This is a genomic window from Blattabacterium cuenoti, assembly GCF_014252335.1.
GTDB classification, from domain to species: domain Bacteria; phylum Bacteroidota; class Bacteroidia; order Flavobacteriales; family Blattabacteriaceae; genus Blattabacterium; species Blattabacterium cuenoti_AL.
This window is the reverse complement of sequence record NZ_CP059218.1, coordinates 267723-283991: the sequence shown is the minus strand read 5'-3', so window position 1 is coordinate 283991 and position 16269 is coordinate 267723. Positions and strand designations below refer to the sequence as shown.

At 25.8% G+C, this 16269-nt stretch carries 15 protein-coding genes and 1 tRNA gene; 12 read left to right on the top strand and 4 right to left on the bottom strand.

What is annotated here, in order from left to right; translation table 11 throughout:
* Positions 1–184 precede the first annotated feature (184 nt).
* The 10 genes from H0H37_RS01340 to mtaB all read left to right on the top strand — a co-directional run bounded on the left by H0H37_RS01340 (position 185) and on the right by mtaB (position 10844).
* Complete coding sequence (locus tag H0H37_RS01340) at positions 185–1027, top strand: prephenate dehydratase (protein ID WP_185882635.1); 843 nt, start codon at positions 185–187, stop codon at positions 1025–1027.
* Positions 1027–2181, top strand: a complete 1155-nt coding sequence (locus H0H37_RS01335) for a pyridoxal phosphate-dependent aminotransferase (protein ID WP_185882634.1) — start codon at positions 1027–1029, stop codon at positions 2179–2181. The genes H0H37_RS01340 and H0H37_RS01335 overlap by 1 nt, the downstream gene beginning before the upstream one ends.
* A complete protein-coding gene (locus H0H37_RS01330; RefSeq protein WP_185882633.1) occupies positions 2178–3029 on the top strand; it encodes a prephenate dehydrogenase in 852 nt (283 codons plus the stop codon). Before H0H37_RS01335 ends, H0H37_RS01330 begins: the two co-directional genes overlap by 4 nt.
* 9 nt (positions 3030–3038) lie before the next feature.
* Positions 3039–4121 carry a bifunctional 3-deoxy-7-phosphoheptulonate synthase/chorismate mutase type II gene (locus tag H0H37_RS01325; RefSeq protein WP_185882632.1) on the top strand — a complete coding sequence of 361 codons (1083 nt, stop codon included), beginning with the start codon at positions 3039–3041 and terminating at the stop codon, positions 4119–4121.
* A gap of 9 nt (positions 4122–4130) precedes the next feature.
* Positions 4131–5372: a methionine adenosyltransferase gene (gene metK / locus H0H37_RS01320; protein ID WP_185882631.1), complete on the top strand. Its 1242-nt coding sequence runs from the start codon at positions 4131–4133 to the stop codon at positions 5370–5372.
* Between the two features lie 33 nt (positions 5373–5405).
* Positions 5406–6206, top strand: a complete 801-nt coding sequence (locus H0H37_RS01315) for an enoyl-ACP reductase FabI (protein WP_185882630.1) — start codon at positions 5406–5408, stop codon at positions 6204–6206.
* Positions 6207–6221: 15 nt separating this feature from the next.
* Complete coding sequence (gene rpe / locus H0H37_RS01310; protein ID WP_185882629.1) at positions 6222–6878, top strand: ribulose-phosphate 3-epimerase; 657 nt, start codon at positions 6222–6224, stop codon at positions 6876–6878.
* A gap of 20 nt (positions 6879–6898) precedes the next feature.
* Positions 6899–8764: a DNA primase gene (dnaG, locus tag H0H37_RS01305; protein ID WP_185882628.1), complete on the top strand. Its 1866-nt coding sequence runs from the start codon at positions 6899–6901 to the stop codon at positions 8762–8764.
* Positions 8765–8827: 63 nt separating this feature from the next.
* The gene (locus H0H37_RS01300; protein WP_185882627.1) at positions 8828–9460 is read left to right on the top strand and encodes a peroxiredoxin; all 633 of its coding nucleotides are present in this window, start codon (positions 8828–8830) and stop codon (positions 9458–9460) included.
* Between the two features lie 16 nt (positions 9461–9476).
* Positions 9477–10844 (top strand): tRNA (N(6)-L-threonylcarbamoyladenosine(37)-C(2))-methylthiotransferase MtaB, encoded by a 1368-nt coding sequence (mtaB, locus tag H0H37_RS01295; protein ID WP_185882626.1) that lies wholly within the window; start codon positions 9477–9479, stop codon positions 10842–10844.
* 25 nt (positions 10845–10869) lie between these two features.
* Here the strand turns inward: mtaB and lipB are convergent, their stop codons facing one another.
* Complete coding sequence (gene lipB / locus H0H37_RS01290; RefSeq protein ID WP_185882625.1) at positions 10870–11577, bottom strand: lipoyl(octanoyl) transferase LipB; 708 nt, start codon at positions 11575–11577, stop codon at positions 10870–10872.
* 69 nt (positions 11578–11646) lie between these two features.
* Between lipB and lysS the strand changes: the two genes are divergently transcribed.
* A complete protein-coding gene (lysS, locus tag H0H37_RS01285; protein WP_185882624.1) occupies positions 11647–13179 on the top strand; it encodes a lysine--tRNA ligase in 1533 nt (510 codons plus the stop codon).
* A gap of 39 nt (positions 13180–13218) precedes the next feature.
* On the opposite strand, the gene H0H37_RS01280 is transcribed toward lysS, so the two are convergent.
* Both H0H37_RS01280 and rsmG read right to left on the bottom strand, forming a co-directional pair.
* Positions 13219–14184: an amidohydrolase family protein gene (locus H0H37_RS01280; protein ID WP_185882623.1), complete on the bottom strand. Its 966-nt coding sequence runs from the start codon at positions 14182–14184 to the stop codon at positions 13219–13221.
* Positions 14174–14818 (bottom strand): 16S rRNA (guanine(527)-N(7))-methyltransferase RsmG, encoded by a 645-nt coding sequence (gene rsmG, locus H0H37_RS01275; RefSeq protein ID WP_185882666.1) that lies wholly within the window; start codon positions 14816–14818, stop codon positions 14174–14176. Before rsmG ends, H0H37_RS01280 begins: the two co-directional genes overlap by 11 nt.
* A 71-nt stretch (positions 14819–14889) precedes the next feature.
* Here rsmG and H0H37_RS01270 point away from each other — a divergent pair, with 71 nt between their 5' ends.
* Positions 14890–16077 carry a pyridoxal phosphate-dependent aminotransferase gene (locus H0H37_RS01270; protein WP_185882665.1) on the top strand — a complete coding sequence of 396 codons (1188 nt, stop codon included), beginning with the start codon at positions 14890–14892 and terminating at the stop codon, positions 16075–16077.
* A 52-nt stretch (positions 16078–16129) separates the two neighbouring features.
* Here H0H37_RS01270 and H0H37_RS01265 read toward each other — a convergent pair.
* A tRNA-His gene (locus tag H0H37_RS01265) sits at positions 16130–16204 on the bottom strand.
* Positions 16205–16269: the final 65 nt, after the last annotated feature.

The following is a 16269-nucleotide window of genomic DNA, read 5'->3' as shown; positions in this document are numbered from 1 at the left end:
CAACATATTCCAATAGAATATAATAAAATCAATAATGAATGTAGTATAATGCTAATTTTAGATTGCATAAAACAAAATTATTTTTTATATTTAATATATCATATCTGTTAATTTCATATTGTTGGAGTAAAGAAAGTATGAGTGTAGTAGAGTCAGTAGTAAAGTAAATGGATATATTTTGTTCATGAAAAAAATAGCTATACAAGGTGTTAAGGGATGTTTTCATCATGCAGCTGTTTCAAAATATTTTAAAGGATGTAGTTATACATTAATCGAATGTTCTTCTTTTAGAGAGTTGGCTATTTCTGTTTTTCTATCAAATGTGGATCTTGGTGTTATGGCAATAGAAAATACTATTGCTGGTACTATTTTGACTAATTATAGTCTATTGTATGAATATAATTTAAGAATAGTTGGAGAAGTGTATATGCCAATTCAACATCATTTAATGGCTTATCCTGGACAAACAATAGAGGATATTAAAAAAATTTATTCTCATCCAATGGCATTATTGCAATGTGAACTATTTCTAGAGGAACATCCAGATATACAAATCTATAAATATTCGGATACAGCATCAGCAGCAAAATATATTTCTAATTTTAAAAAAAAAGGATTAGCAGCTATTGCATCTTCAGATGCAGCTATAGAATATGGATTGGAAATTATATCAAGTAATATACAAACTATTAATAAAAATTTTACTAGATTTTTCATAATAAAAAATTTTTCAAAAAAACAAAAAGAGGAAGATAATTTTAATAAAGCTTCATTAATATTTAAAATATTGCATACGACAGGTAGTCTTGCTCAAATATTGAGTTTAATATCTAATTTAGGAATTAATATGACTAAAATACAATCTATTCCAATAATACAAAGACCATGGGAATATTCTTTTTATGTGGATATTATTTTCAATAACATCAAAGATTATAAATTGATGAAAAATAAGATTAAAAATGTCTCATGTATTCATCAATTTTATATTATGGGAGAATATAAAAAAGGAATAATTAGATTATAATGATTGTAGTAGCAAAAAGAATGCATAATATATCAGAATACTTTTTTTCCGAGAAAATGAAAGAAATTTATAATCTTAATAAAAAAGGAATAAGTGTTATTAATTTGGGTATTGGAAATCCTGATTTACTACCTCCAAATGAAGTAATACAAAAAATGAAAAATGCTTCAGAATTATATGATGCAAATACTTATCAAAGTTATATTGGAATAGAAAAATTAAGACAAACTATTTCTGTTTGGTATAAAAAAAATTATCAAGTTGATTTAGATCCAAATAAAGAAATTTTACCTTTAATGGGATCTAAAGAAGGAATTATGCATATTAGTATGGCTTATCTGGAAAAAGGTAATAAAGTATTGATTCCAAATCCTGGATATCCTGTTTATTCATCTATTTCTCAACTTGTTGGATCAGAAATTATATATTATCATCTTCATGAACAAGAAAACTGGATTCCAAATATAAAAACTATGGAAAAACAAGATTTAACTAATGTGAAAATAATGTGGATTAATTATCCTCATATGCCTACAGGTACTACTGCAACTTTTGATCAGTTAACAGAAATAGTACGTTTTGCAAAAAGAAATAATATTTTATTAGTGCATGATAATCCTTATAGTTTTATATTAAATAATGAACATCCTTTAAGCATTTTTAATATTCCAGAATCTAAAGATATATCTCTAGAATTAAATTCTTTAAGTAAAAGTTATAATATGGCAGGATGGCGTATTGGGATGTTAATTGGTAATCAAGAATTTTTGAACAATATTTTAAAAGTAAAAAGTCAAATGGATTCTGGAATGTATTATCCAATTCAAATCGGGGCTATTGAAGCAATGAATCAACATAATTCTTGGTTTGATAAATTGAATATAGAATATTATAAAAGAAAAAAAATAGTATGGGAAATATGTGATCGTTTATCTTTAAAATATAGAAAAGAAAGTTCCGGAATATTTGTTTGGGCAAAAATACAAAATGGAGAGCATAATGATATAAAGTGGTCGGAAAAAATTTTACAAAAATATCACATTTTTATTACTCCTGGAAGTTTGTTTGGTAATAATGGTAAAGGTTATGTCAGATTATCTATGTGTAGTTCTATTACGAATTTAAAAAAGGCAAAAAATAGAATTTATTCATGATCATTGGAATTATAGGATTAGGATTAATTGGAGGATCTATCAGTTTAAAATTAAAAAACTCCAATTTTGGGACTCGATTTATAGGTACAGATCAAAATGAAAAAAATGCTCTTAATGCTATAAAATTAGGAATTATAGATGAGGTACTTCCAATAGATGAGCTTATTATGCAATCATCAGTTATTATTTTGTCTATTCCAGTAGATGGAATAGAAAAACTTCTTCCAAATATTTTAACTAATATTAAAAATAATACTGTGATTTTAGATACTGGATCTACAAAATTTAATATTTGTAATAGTGTTTCTTTTCACCCAAAAAGAAGTCGTTTTGTAGCTACACATCCTATTGCTGGAATTGAAACTTCTGGACCAAGATCAGCCAATCCTAGTCTATTTCATAAAAAAAATTGTGTTTTATGTGATTCAGAACATAGTGATCCAGATGCGATTTCCATAACAGAAAAAATATACTCAATCATGAAAATGCGCATCATTTATTTAACATCCAAAGAACATGATTTTTATATTTCTTATGGATCTCATTTGCCTCATGTAGTTTCCTTTTCTTTAGCAAATTCTATTTTGGATAAAAAAGATAATAAGGAAATGTTTGATATGATGGGTAGTGGTTGGGAATCAACTACACGTTTGGCAAAAAGTAGATCTGAAACGTGGGTACCAATTTTTCTTTCTAATAGAGAAAATTTAATTAAATCTATAGAAGTTTATATGACTTATTTAAAAAAATTTCAAATTCTTTTGAAAAAGAATAAATTAAATTGTATTGATCAATATATAAAAACAGCAAATGATATGATCAAAAAATCAAAAATATATATAAATTAATGTTTTGTGATGGAAAAAAATATTATTAATAATAAAATAGATAGGTCTTGGATTGATAAATTTAATAAACCTATTACGATTTCTGGTCCTTGTAGTGCAGAAAGTGAAGCACAAGTTTTAGAAACGGCTAAAAGGTTAGATAATAAATACATAAATATATTTAGGGCAGGTATATGGAAACCAAGAACCAAACCAAATAATTTTGAGGGAATAGGAGAAAAAGGGTTGCATTGGTTACAAAAAGTCAAACAGGATACAGGATACATGGTAGCAACAGAAGTTGCTAATGAAAAACACGTAAAATTAGCACTATCCTTTGATATAGATATCCTTTGGATAGGAGCTAGGAGTACTGCAAGTCCATTTATTATTCAAGAAATAGCGGATTCTCTAGAAGGAAATAAAGAAATCATCATTTTAGTCAAAAATCCTATTCATCCGGATTTAGAATTATGGATAGGAGCACTAGAACGTTTATTTGCAAAAGGAATTCGAAAATTAGGAGTAATACATCGTGGATTTTATACCTATAACAATTCAAGATTACGTAATCAACCTAATTGGAATATTTTGTTAAAATTTCGTAAAATGTTTTCTAGAATTCCTTTAATTTGTGATCCTTCTCATATTTGTGGAAATAAAACTGGAATTTATGATATAGCAAAAATTGCTTATCATTTATTCAAATATGATGGTTTTATGATTGAAAGTCATTGTGATCCATTGCATGCATGGAGTGATGTGAAACAGCAAATGACACCAGAAGAAGTTACAGATTTGTTGAGAAATTTAAAATATACAAAAAATAAAAAACAGAATGATGATCAGGCTAGTTTGAATTCATTAAGAATTTTAATTGATGAAATAGATGACAATATGATTTATCTTTTATCAGAAAGAATGAAAATATCTAAACAATTAGGAATTTTGAAAAAAACAAAATATTTATCTTTTGTTCAGCCAGATAGATGGAAATATATATTGACTAGATCTTTAAAGTTAGGACAAGAACTAGGTATTTCGGAAAGTATTATAGAAAATTTTTTCAAACTATTACATGAAGAATCTATAAATATTCAAAAAAATATGTAATATAATCTTATGTCTTATTTATTTACTAGCGAATCTGTTTCAGAAGGACATCCTGATAAAATATCTGATCAAATATCAGATGCTATATTAGATCATTTTTTGGCATATGATTCAGAATCTAGAGTTGCTATAGAAACATTAGTGACCACAGGTCAAATTATATTAGCTGGAGAAGTGAATTCTAAAATTTTGGTCAATTTTTCAAAAATAGCTCGTGATCTTCTGAGAAGAATTGGATATACTAAAAATGAATACAAATTTAATGCAGATTCTTGTGGAATTATATCTTCGATTCAAGAACAATCTTTAGATTTATATAAATATCATAAAAACTATCAAGGAGCTGGAGATCAGGGAATAGTATTTGGATATGCAACTAAAGAAACAGATAATTATATGCCGTTATCATTAGAAATGGCTAATCATTTGTTAAGGGAACTTCAGGCAATAAGATATGAAGGAGAAAAAATGACTTATTTACGTCCAGATGCTAAATCACAAGTGACTTTAGAATATTCTAATAAACATGTACCTATTCATATTCATGCTATTGTGATATCCACTCAACATGATGAATTTGATACAGAAACAAAAATGCATCAAAGAATAGTAAAAGATATTAGAAATATTTTAATACCAAGGGTACAAAAACTGTTTTCAAAAAACATAAACAGACTATTTACAAACAAAACAAAGTATTATATCAACCCTCTAGGAAGATTTGTCATAGGTGGTCCTCATGGAGATACTGGATTGACAGGTCGAAAAATTATAGTTGATACGTATGGTGGAAGAGGTTCTCACGGAGGTGGTGCTTTTTCTGGAAAAGATCCATCAAAAATAGATAGATCTGGATCTTACGCGGCTCGGCATATTGCAAAAAATCTTGTTGCTGCAGGAATTGCAGATGAATTATTAATTCAGATTTCTTATTCGATTGGAATATCAGATCCTATAGGAATCTTTGTTAATACTTATGGCACTTCTAAACCAAAAATTCATGACGAAGAAATAGTTTATAAACTACGGAAAAATTTTGATTTTAGCCCTTATGCTATAATAGATAGATTAAAATTGAGTAATCCCATTTATGAAGAAACATCGACATATGGACATATGGGAAAAATTCCAATGAAAACTAAAAAGTCTTTTGTTGATATAATGGGAAATAAAAAGGAAAAAGAAGTAGAACTTTTTACATGGGAAAAATTAGATTATGTTTCTTGCATAAAAGAAATGTTTCATTTTTAATTAATTTAATTAAAATTTTAATGTAAACAAATTATGTCTTATAATTTATTGAAGGGTAAAAAAGGAATCATTTTCGGAGCTTTAGACGAATCTTCAATTGCATGGAAAGTCGCAGAAAAGGCATATGAAGAAAAAGCTACTTTCATTCTAACAAATACACCAGCAGCATTAAGAATGGGAAATATTAAAAAATTATCTAATCAAACAGAGTCTATTATTATTCCAGCAGATGCTACTTCAATGCATGATTTAGATATTTTATTTGATAAAAGTTTAGATTTTTTTGGAGGAAAAATAGATTTTATTTTGCATTCTATAGCTATGTCTATTAATCTTAGAAAGAAAAGATCTTATCCTACTATTAATTATGAGTTTTTAAAAAAAGGATGGGATATATCCGCAGTATCTTACCACAAAATTATGAAAACGGCTTGGGAAAAAAATGCTATGAATAAATGGGGATCTATAGTAGCTATCACTTACGTTGCATCTCAACGATGTTTTCCTAATTATGTTGATATGTCTGATTATAAATCTTATTTAGAAAGTATTACACGAAATTTTGGTTATTATTGGGGGCTTAAAAACAAAGTTAGAGTTAATACAGTATCACAATCTCCTAGTATTACTACGTCTGCAAATGCTATCAAAGGATTCAAACAATTTTTTATTTTTTCTGACAAATTATCACCATTAGGAAATGCTTCTGCAAAAGATTGTGCAGATTATATTATTACACTTTTTTCTGATTTAACTAGGAAAGTTACTATGCAAAATTTATATCATGATGGAGGTTTTTCTAAAATTGGAATTCTTGATACTATTATATCATAAATTATTGAATTTAATATGAAAAAAAAAATTATAGCTCCTTCTTTATTATCTGCTGATTTAGCGTTTCTATATAGAGATATCGAAATGTTAAATAACAGTGATGCAGATTGGTTTCATATTGATATTATGGATTATTCTTTTGTTTCTAATATTTCGTTTGGTGGATTATTTATTCAATATGTCAAAAAATATGCATCCAAACCTATAGACGTCCATTTAATGATTTTTCAACCTGAACGATATATCAAACAGTTTAAACAATATGGAGCAGATCATATACATATTCATTATGAAGCATGTATTCATTTAAATAGAACGATTTCTTATATTAAAGAAAATGGGATGAAGGTTGGTGTTGCATTGAATCCACATACTCCTATACTTCTTTTAAAAGACATCATAAAATATATAGATTTTGTTTTATTAATGAGTGTCAATCCTGGTTTTAGTGGACAAAAATTTATTATACAAACCTATAAAAAATTAAAAGATGCTAAAGATTTAATATCAAAAGAACAATCTTCTGCTTTAATAGAAATAGATGGTGGAATTAATTTAGATAATTCTTCAGTATTATTTAAAAATGGAGCTGATATTTTAGTATCAGGAAGTAGTATTTTTTCTGCTTCTCATCCGACAAAAATTATTAAAAAAATGAAATCTGTATATTAATAATTACATTTCTATTTATTATGATTTCTAGAGAAATTATAGAAAAAATATTTTCTATTTCTTGTATAGAAGAAGTAATTGGGGATTTTGTGAATTTAAAGAAAAGTGGAATGAATTATAGAGGACTTAGTCCATTTTCGAATGAAAAAACACCATCTTTAGTTGTTTCTCCAATAAAAAAAATATGGAAAGATTTTAGTTCTGGAAAAGGTGGAAATGTAATTACGTTTCTGATGGAACACGAACATTTTACTTATGTAGAATCTTTGCATTTTTTAGCAAAAAGATATAATATACAAATACCTAAATGTAGTCATACAATCAAACAAGATAAAAAATATGAAAAATTATATTTAATCCAAAAAAATGCTACTTCTTTTTTTATTCGTCAATTATATTCTAAAGAAGGAAAAGAAAATGGATTGAGATATCTTATGCAAAATAGAGGGTTGAATATGACAACAATTTCAAAATTTGGATTAGGATATGCACCTACTTATGGTGATCAATTTACTAAAATTTATTTGGAAAAGGGATATAATATAAATGATTTAAAAAATTCTGGGTTGACTCGATATAACAACAATAATTATTTTGATTGTTTTCGTAATCGTGTTATGTTTCCAATTTATAATTTATATGGTCAAGTAGTAGGTTTTGGAGGTAGAATACTTAATAATATTTATCCTACAAAATATATTAATTCGTCTGAAAGTGATATTTTTCAAAAAAGTAAAATTCTATATGGATTATTTCAAGCTAAGAGAAGTATTTTAAAAGAAGGATTTTGTTATTTAGTAGAAGGATACATTGATGTTCTTTCATTACATCAATTTGGAATCAAAAATGTTGTTTCTTCTTCGGGAACATCTCTTACGATTGATCAAATTTTGTTAATAAAAAAATTTGCAAAAACCATTATTATATTTTATGACGGAGACCGTTCTGGAATTAAAGCAGCATTGAGGGTAATAACTATGATTATTGAGCAAGAAATGAATGTACGTATATTATTGCTTCCTAACGGAGAAGATCCAGATTCTATGGTCAAACGATATTCTTATTCTCAATTATTACATTTTATATATAAAAATAATTATAGTTTTATTTCTTACAAAAAAAAAATTTTTGAAAAATTTTATAAAGGTGATCCAGTTAAAAAATCGTTCTTAGTTTTAAATATTTTAAAAATCATTTCAAAAATTTCTCATTCTCTTCAAAAAGAATTCTTTCTTCAAGAAACTTCTCAGTTATTTGACATCAAAAAAGAAATTATTGATTCTGAATTAGAACACATAATAAATAAACAAAAAATAAAAACCACTAAAATAAAAAAAGATATAGATATAATAACTAATATTAAAAATGCCAATTTTTATACTATTGAAAAAACATTGATACAATTAATTTTAAATTATGGAGATAAAATAATAAAAAAAGGAGAAAAAAATAATCATATTACACTTTTAAAAGTCATACAAGATAGTTTTTTATCTTATAAAGATTATTTACTTATAGATTTTGATTCTCGTCAACAATTATTTTCTCAAATTGTTTTAAAAAAACGATCTATAGATCAATTGAAAAAATTAGATATTTTTAAAAAATTTAATGCAAAAAATCAAGATAAATCTTATTTTTTATCAAAATGGAATAAAAAAGGAATTGAAGTCCCTTCCAAAGAAGAACAATTTAGTCAGTATTTTATGGATATTTTATTATTATATAAGTCTAAGTGTATTTCGAAATTAATTAATAAAGAAATTACAAATTTTCAAAACAATATAGAAAAGGATAATAATTCTATAATTATAAAAAAAATTATGCATTTAACATATTTAAAAAATAAAATTCATAAAAAACTTCATAGATATGTGATTGGATAATGAGTTTGAGTTTTTGATTCTTATAAATAATTTGGGTAAATTAGTATAAAATATTGATGAATAATGAATAACTTAATTGGAAAACAAGCTCCTAATTTTTCAGCATCTGCAGTATTGAATGGTAAAAATATTGTACAAAATTTTACTTTAGAACAGTTTCACGGAAAAAAATATGTCATTCTTTTATTTTATCCCAAGGATTTTACTTTTGTTTGCCCTACAGAATTATATGTTTTTCAAGACAATTTGAAAAATTTTCAATCTAAAAATGTACAACTTATTGCAATTTCTACGGATTCAGAACAAGCTCATTGGAGTTGGTTACAAATTCCAAAAAAACAAGGTGGTATATGTGGTATTACATATCCTTTAGTATCTGATATTAATAAAATTATATCTTACAATTATGGAGTTTTATCTGGTGAATGGATTTATAATAAAGAGTCTTTATTTGTTAAAACTCAGGGAGAGTTAATAGCTTATAGAGGGTTGTTTATAATAGATATAAAAGGAATTATTAGACATATTCTAATTAATGATTTTCCTTTAGGAAGAAATGTTAATGAAGCAATTAGAATTGTAGATGCACTTCAATCTTATGAACAAAACGGAGAAGTATGTCCTGCTAATTGGAAAAAAGGAGAAAAAACTATGAAAGCTAATTATAGTGGACTTTTGGATTATTTATCTGAATGATAAACAATTCAATAAAATGAGTAAAATCAAAATTGCATTTTATACTATTGGTTGTAAACTTAATTATGCAGAAACCTCTACAATATCCAGACAATTTTCTAATTTAATATATCAACATGTTGGCCACGAAGATGTTGCAGATATTTATGTGATTAATAATTGTTCTGTCACAAAAAATGCTGAAAATGAATTTCATTATATTATTCGTACCTTAATGCATAAAAATGAAAAAGCTTTTGTTATTGCAATAGGATGTTATACTCAACTGAATCCAAAAGCAATTTCTTATATCAAAGGAGTAGATCTGGTTTTAGGTTATGAAGCAAAATGTAATATCACAAATTATATATCTTTTCCATTATCAAAAAGATATCCAGCTACAATAATATCTAGAAAAACATATCCATTATCAAAAATATATCCATATACAATAATATCTAGAAAAACATATACTTTTTTTTCTTCTTATTCTATTGGAGAACGAACTCGTTCTTTTTTAAAAATTCAAGATGGTTGTGATTACCGATGTAGTTATTGCATTATTCCTATAACAAGAGGACCATCTAGATCTGATAGTTTAGACAATATTTTAAATAAAATTAAATATATTTTCAATAAAGGCGTTAAAGAAATTGTATTAACTGGTGTTAATATAGGAGATTATGGAAAGAAAATATATGGAAACTATAATCGACGTTCCTATACTTTTTTTGATTTAATACAGGCAATAGATGAAATAAAAGAAAAAGGTAGAATACGTTTATCATCCATTGAGCCTAATTTATTGAAAACAGAATGTATTGAATTTTTATCTAAAAGTAATCATTTTGTTCCTCATTTTCATATTCCTTTGCAATCTGGAAGTAACTATATTTTAGGAAAAATGCAAAGACGTTATAACATAGAACTTTACAAAGATAAAATTAAATATATATTACATTGTGATCCTGATGCTTATATAGGTTCTGATGTTATTGTAGGGTTTCCAGGAGAAACACATCAACATTTTTTGGAAACATATTGGTTTTTAGAAAAATTAAATATTTCTTCTTTGCATGTATTTTCTTATTCTAATAGACCAAAAACAAAATCTATCAATTTTCATAATGATTTATCTAAAAAAAGAAAAAGTCAAAGAAATAAAATATTAAGACATTTATCAAAAACAAAATATATTTCTTTTTGTGAAAGACAGATTAATAAGAAAAAAGTTGTATTAGTTGAAAACAATCATTTTAAAAGAAAATATTTATATGGATATACAGAAAACTATATTAGAACGAAAATACTTTACAATCCAATATTTCAAAATACTTTTCAAAAAGTGATTTTAATGAAAATTGATCCAAAAGATGGAATGATGATAGCTACATCAATTGCATAATAATTAAATATAAATTTTATTGGTTTTATTGGTGGTATAAAATAACTTGAAAAATTTTTTTAAAAGATTGTTTTACTATATTTTTTGCTTCAGAAAAAGACATATGTTCTTGTTTTAATTCTTCTTTTAAAGAAGTCATTTTTTTATTTTTAATTCCGCAGGGAATAATATGATCAAAATATCGCAGGTTGGTATTTATATTAATGGCAATACCATGCATGGTGACCCAACGACTCATCCTAATTCCTATTGAACATATCTTTTTAATTTTTCCACTATTTTCATTTAATAACCAAACTCCAGTTTTTCCTTGTAATATTTGTCCTTTTATTCCATAATATTTTAAAAAATGAATAATCATTATTTCCAAACAACGTAAATATTTATGAATATCTGGGAAAAAATAATCCATATCCAAAATTGGATATATAACTAATTGTCCAGGTCCATGATAAGTAATATCTCCTCCTCTGTCTGTTTCATAAATAGGAATTCCTATTTTGTTTAAAAAATCGTAAGATACTAATAAATTTTTATGATTTCCATTTTTTCCTATAGTATATACATGAGGATGTTCTACAAACAATAAATATCCAACTGAATTATAATCATATAACTTTTTTTTTAATTTTTTTTGTTTAAGTAGTTGATTGAATAAAGTTTTTTGATATTGCCAAGTTTCTTGATATTCTTTTTTTCCTAAATCCTCGAAAAATAGGATTTTATTTATCATAGTTTTTGATTATTGAAATTTTTATTTAAAAAAACAAATGTATTTTCGTCTTACAAATATATTCATATAATGTCTAATTTTGACAATTCTTCAGAACAGCAAATTATACGCATAAAAAAATTATATAAATTAAAATCATTAGGAATAGATCCTTATCCAGCGAAAGAATATGAAATATCTCATTTAATTGGAACTATAAAGTTTATAGATAAAAAAAAAATTTGTATTGCTGGACGTTTAATACGTTTACGTATTTTAGGAAAAGCGTCTTTTGGAGAAATTCAGGATCATACAGGACGTATACAAAGTTATTTTAAAAATTTTTCTTATTCATCTTATTCATCAATAACAGACAAAGAAAAACCAAATTTTTACAATATTTTTTTTAAACAAAGACTTATAGATATAGGAGATATTATTGGAGTAGAAGGTTTTTTATTTAAAACTAAAATGAATGAAATCACAATTTATGTACAAGAATTCACTCTTCTTTCTAAATCTTTGCGTCCTTTACCACAAGTAAAAGTAGATAACAAAAATAAAAAAATATATGATGCTTTTTCAAATATAGAACAACGGTATAGAATGCGTTATGTTGATCTTATTGTGAACGATCATGTAAAAAATATTTTTTTAATAAGAACACGAATTTTTAAAGAAATTAGAAATTTTTTAGACCAAAAAGGTTATTTAGAAGTCGAAACACCTATATTACAATCTATTCCTGGAGGTGCAATTGCACGTCCTTTTAAAACCTATCATAATACGCTTGGAATTCCTTTGTATTTAAGAATTGCTAATGAACTGTATTTAAAAAGATTAATTATTGGAGGATTTCATGGAGTCTATGAATTTTCTAAAAATTTTAGAAATGAAGGTATGGATCGTATGCATAATCCAGAATTTACGGTTTTAGAACTGTATGTAGCGTATAAAGATTATTATTGGATGATGAATTTTACAGAACAATTAATGAAATATCTTTATGAAAAAATTTTAGAAACTAATGAAATATATAATTTTCAAAACAATTTTGTAACATTACAATCATCATTTCCTAGAATCCCAATTATAGAATCTATTCAACAACATACTGGATTTAATATTCAAAATATGAATATAAATGAGTTAATAGAAATTTGTAAACAATTGAAGATAGAGGTAAAACAAGAAATTAGTAAAGCAAAATTAATTGAAAATATTTTTAAAGAAAAATGTGAAACAAATTATAAATATCCAACTTTTATTACTGATTATCCTATTGAAATGAGTCCTTTATCAAAACAACATCGCCAAAATCCAAATTTATCAGAACGTTTTGAACTGATTATTAATGGAACAGAAATTGCTAATGCATATTCAGAACTTAATGATCCTATTGATCAATTAAATCGATTTCGAAAACAAATGAAACTATCAGACAAAGAAAAAGATGAATCAATGTTTCTTGATCAAGATTTTATACGGTCTTTAGAATTTGGAATGCCACCCACTTCAGGAATTGGAATTGGAATAGATAGACTAGTTATGTTAATGACAAAACAAAATTCTATTCAAGAAGTATTATTATTTCCTCAAATGCGTCCAGAAATTAAAAAATAATATTATGTTATATGATATGTATGGATGGTATTGTATGCATTAATCAATTTTGATTCCTAAAACTTTTAATCCATTTTCTGTAGCTATTTTCACTAAATTATTTATATCATAATAATGACAAGCTTCTAACATAACACGCAATTCAAGCCATAGATTACCATCAGAAAATGGTTTATATATGTCACAAATATTATCTGTTCCAAAAGCTACTACAATCCCTTTAGTAATCATTTCATCGACAGGAGTTATAGAATTATGACTTGGAGTTAATTGTTCACTTCTTTTGTGATCAATCCACGCGATAGGACAAGATATTACCATTAAATCTGCTTTGTTAATTAAGTTATATGTTTTATCACGATATGTTTTATCGTGTGCAGCTAAAGAAATACTATGAATTGCTGCTACTTTTCCTTGCATTCCATATTCAATGGTTTTTTTTGCAAGTTGTTCAGTTTCTTTTTCATTATTAATATTCAATTGATCTACATGCACATGCACATATTTTTTATGATTTTTAGCCGTTTCCAATAAAATATCTAAATGCTCTTGTTCTTTACCACTATCTTTAGATGGTAATCCACCTATAATATCGACAAATTCTATGGACTTGTCAAACCAATATTTTGCTGTTTTATCCAATACACCTTTAAGGACTTGATTAGCAAAACGAATATGAATATAATCACCATAATTATTTCTCAATTGTTCAGCTGCTTTTAATGCTCGATCTTCTATAATTTCATCTACATCAATAAATGTACACAGAGCTTGTGTCCCTTGTATTAAAAAATATTCTAATGCTTTTTCCATACGCATATAAATATCGTCTATTGTAGCTAAACGTTTCATGTCATCTACTAAATACCATTTTTGTTTTATAGAATAATAGGCATATTTAAAATTTTGTTTTGTAAGAGTATAAGCTCTATCCAAATGAGCATGTGCATTTACCCATCCTCCTTTTTCTTTGACTTTTGTAATCAAAATTTCTTTAGGATTCATGTGTTTTATTATTGATATTTGATATCCAAATTATTTTTTTAGTACAAAAATAATTGTCTCTAAAAAAATTAATTAAAGGATATTCTATTGCATGAGGATAATTTTTTAATTCTTCGGTCAAATCACCTCCTTTGAAATAAAATGATCCATTTTGGATGTTATAATTTGATTTAAATCTGAATTTATTTTTTGTCCAATTTTGTATTTTATCTATTTTAGCTACAGCTCTGCTAACAACAAAATCAATTTTTATATTTTCTAATTGTTCTGCACGACTACACATAGTATGTACATTGTACAAATGTAAATTGTAAATAATTTTATTGACAATACAAATTTTTTTGTATATAGAATCAACTAATATAAATTTTGTATTAGGAAAAAAAATTGATAATGGAATTCCTGGAAATCCCCCACCTGTTCCTAAATCCATTACAATAGATCCAGGATAAAAATAGAAAATTTTTGCGAGACCCAAACAAAATAAAACATGTTGTTTATAAAAATGATTGAAGGTTTTTCTAGATATAAGATTGACATAATTATTCCAATATTCATATAATATTTTCAAAAAAGAAAATTGTTTGATTTGAAATTCCAATAGATTAGGAAAATATTTTTTAATTAATTCTATGTTATCCATAATCAAATAAATTATAATCAAATTTATTTAGATTTGTACACATTTCAAATTATCTATTTATGATGAACAATAGGTTGTCCAACAGATTAAAAAATCTATCTTATTCCCAAACTTTAGCTATGTCTAAGAAAGCGAGAGAACTAAAAAATAAAGGATACAATGTTATTAATTTAAGTTTAGGAGAACCTGACTTTAATCCTCCAAATTTTGTTCTAGAAGAAGCTAAAAAAGCGATTAACGAAGGATATCATTATTATACTCCAGTATCTGGATTTATAGAACTTCGAGAAATAATTTGTAAAAAATTCTATCGTGATAATGGACTCACGTATCATCCATCTCAAATTGTAGTTTCTACTGGAGCTAAACAATCTATTATGAATATTCTTTTATCTTTACTAAATAAAAATGATGAAGTCATTATTCCAGCACCATATTGGGTAAGTTATTATCAAATGGTAAAATTTTGTGAAGCAACTCCAGTGATTATTCCAACAAAAATGGATACCAAATTTAAGATTAATCCACAACAATTAAAAAAATATATTACATCTAAAACTAAGCTGTTTATTTTCAGTACTCCATGTAATCCTACTGGTAGTGTTTACTCATATCAAGAATTAAACGAATTAGCAAAATTTTTTAAAAATTATCCAAAAATTATTATTCTTTCTGATGAAATTTATGAACATATTTGCTATTCAGAGAAACACATAAGTATAGCTTCTTTTCCTGAGATATATCATCAAGTGATAACTATTAATGGATTATCCAAATCTTTTTCTATGACTGGATGGAGAATAGGATATATAGGTGCTCCAGAATGGATTGCAAAATCTTGTGATAAAATACAAGGACAAATTACTTCTTGCGCTAATTCTATAGCACAACGTGCTGCTATTTCAGCCTTAAAAGTATCTTCCGACAAATTAGGATATATGATACAAAAATTTAAGAAAAGAAGAAACTTAATTTTAAACTTAATTAAAGAAATACCGGAATTTAAAGTGATAACACCAGATGGGGCTTTTTATTTATTTCCAAATGTTTCATCTTTGTTTGGAACAAAGTATGGAGACAAAATTATTAATAATTCGGAAGATTTATCAAATTTATTACTTAATGAAGCGAAAGTAGCTACTGTTAGTGGAAATGCTTTTGGAGATAAAGAATGTTTGCGTATTTCGTATGCTTCCACAGAAAGTAATATTATAGAAGCTTTTAAAAGAATCAAACAAGTATTAGGTTAGTGTATTATAATGGTACAATGGTCATAAATACGGTTATATATAATACGGTAGGGGTGGACGACCGGATTCGAACCGGCGACCCTCAGAACCACAATCTGATGCTCTAAACCAACTGAGCTACATCCACCATAACTAATGGTATGGTTGGGTTGGTATGATGTTATGATGTGATGAATGAATAAAATAACAAAT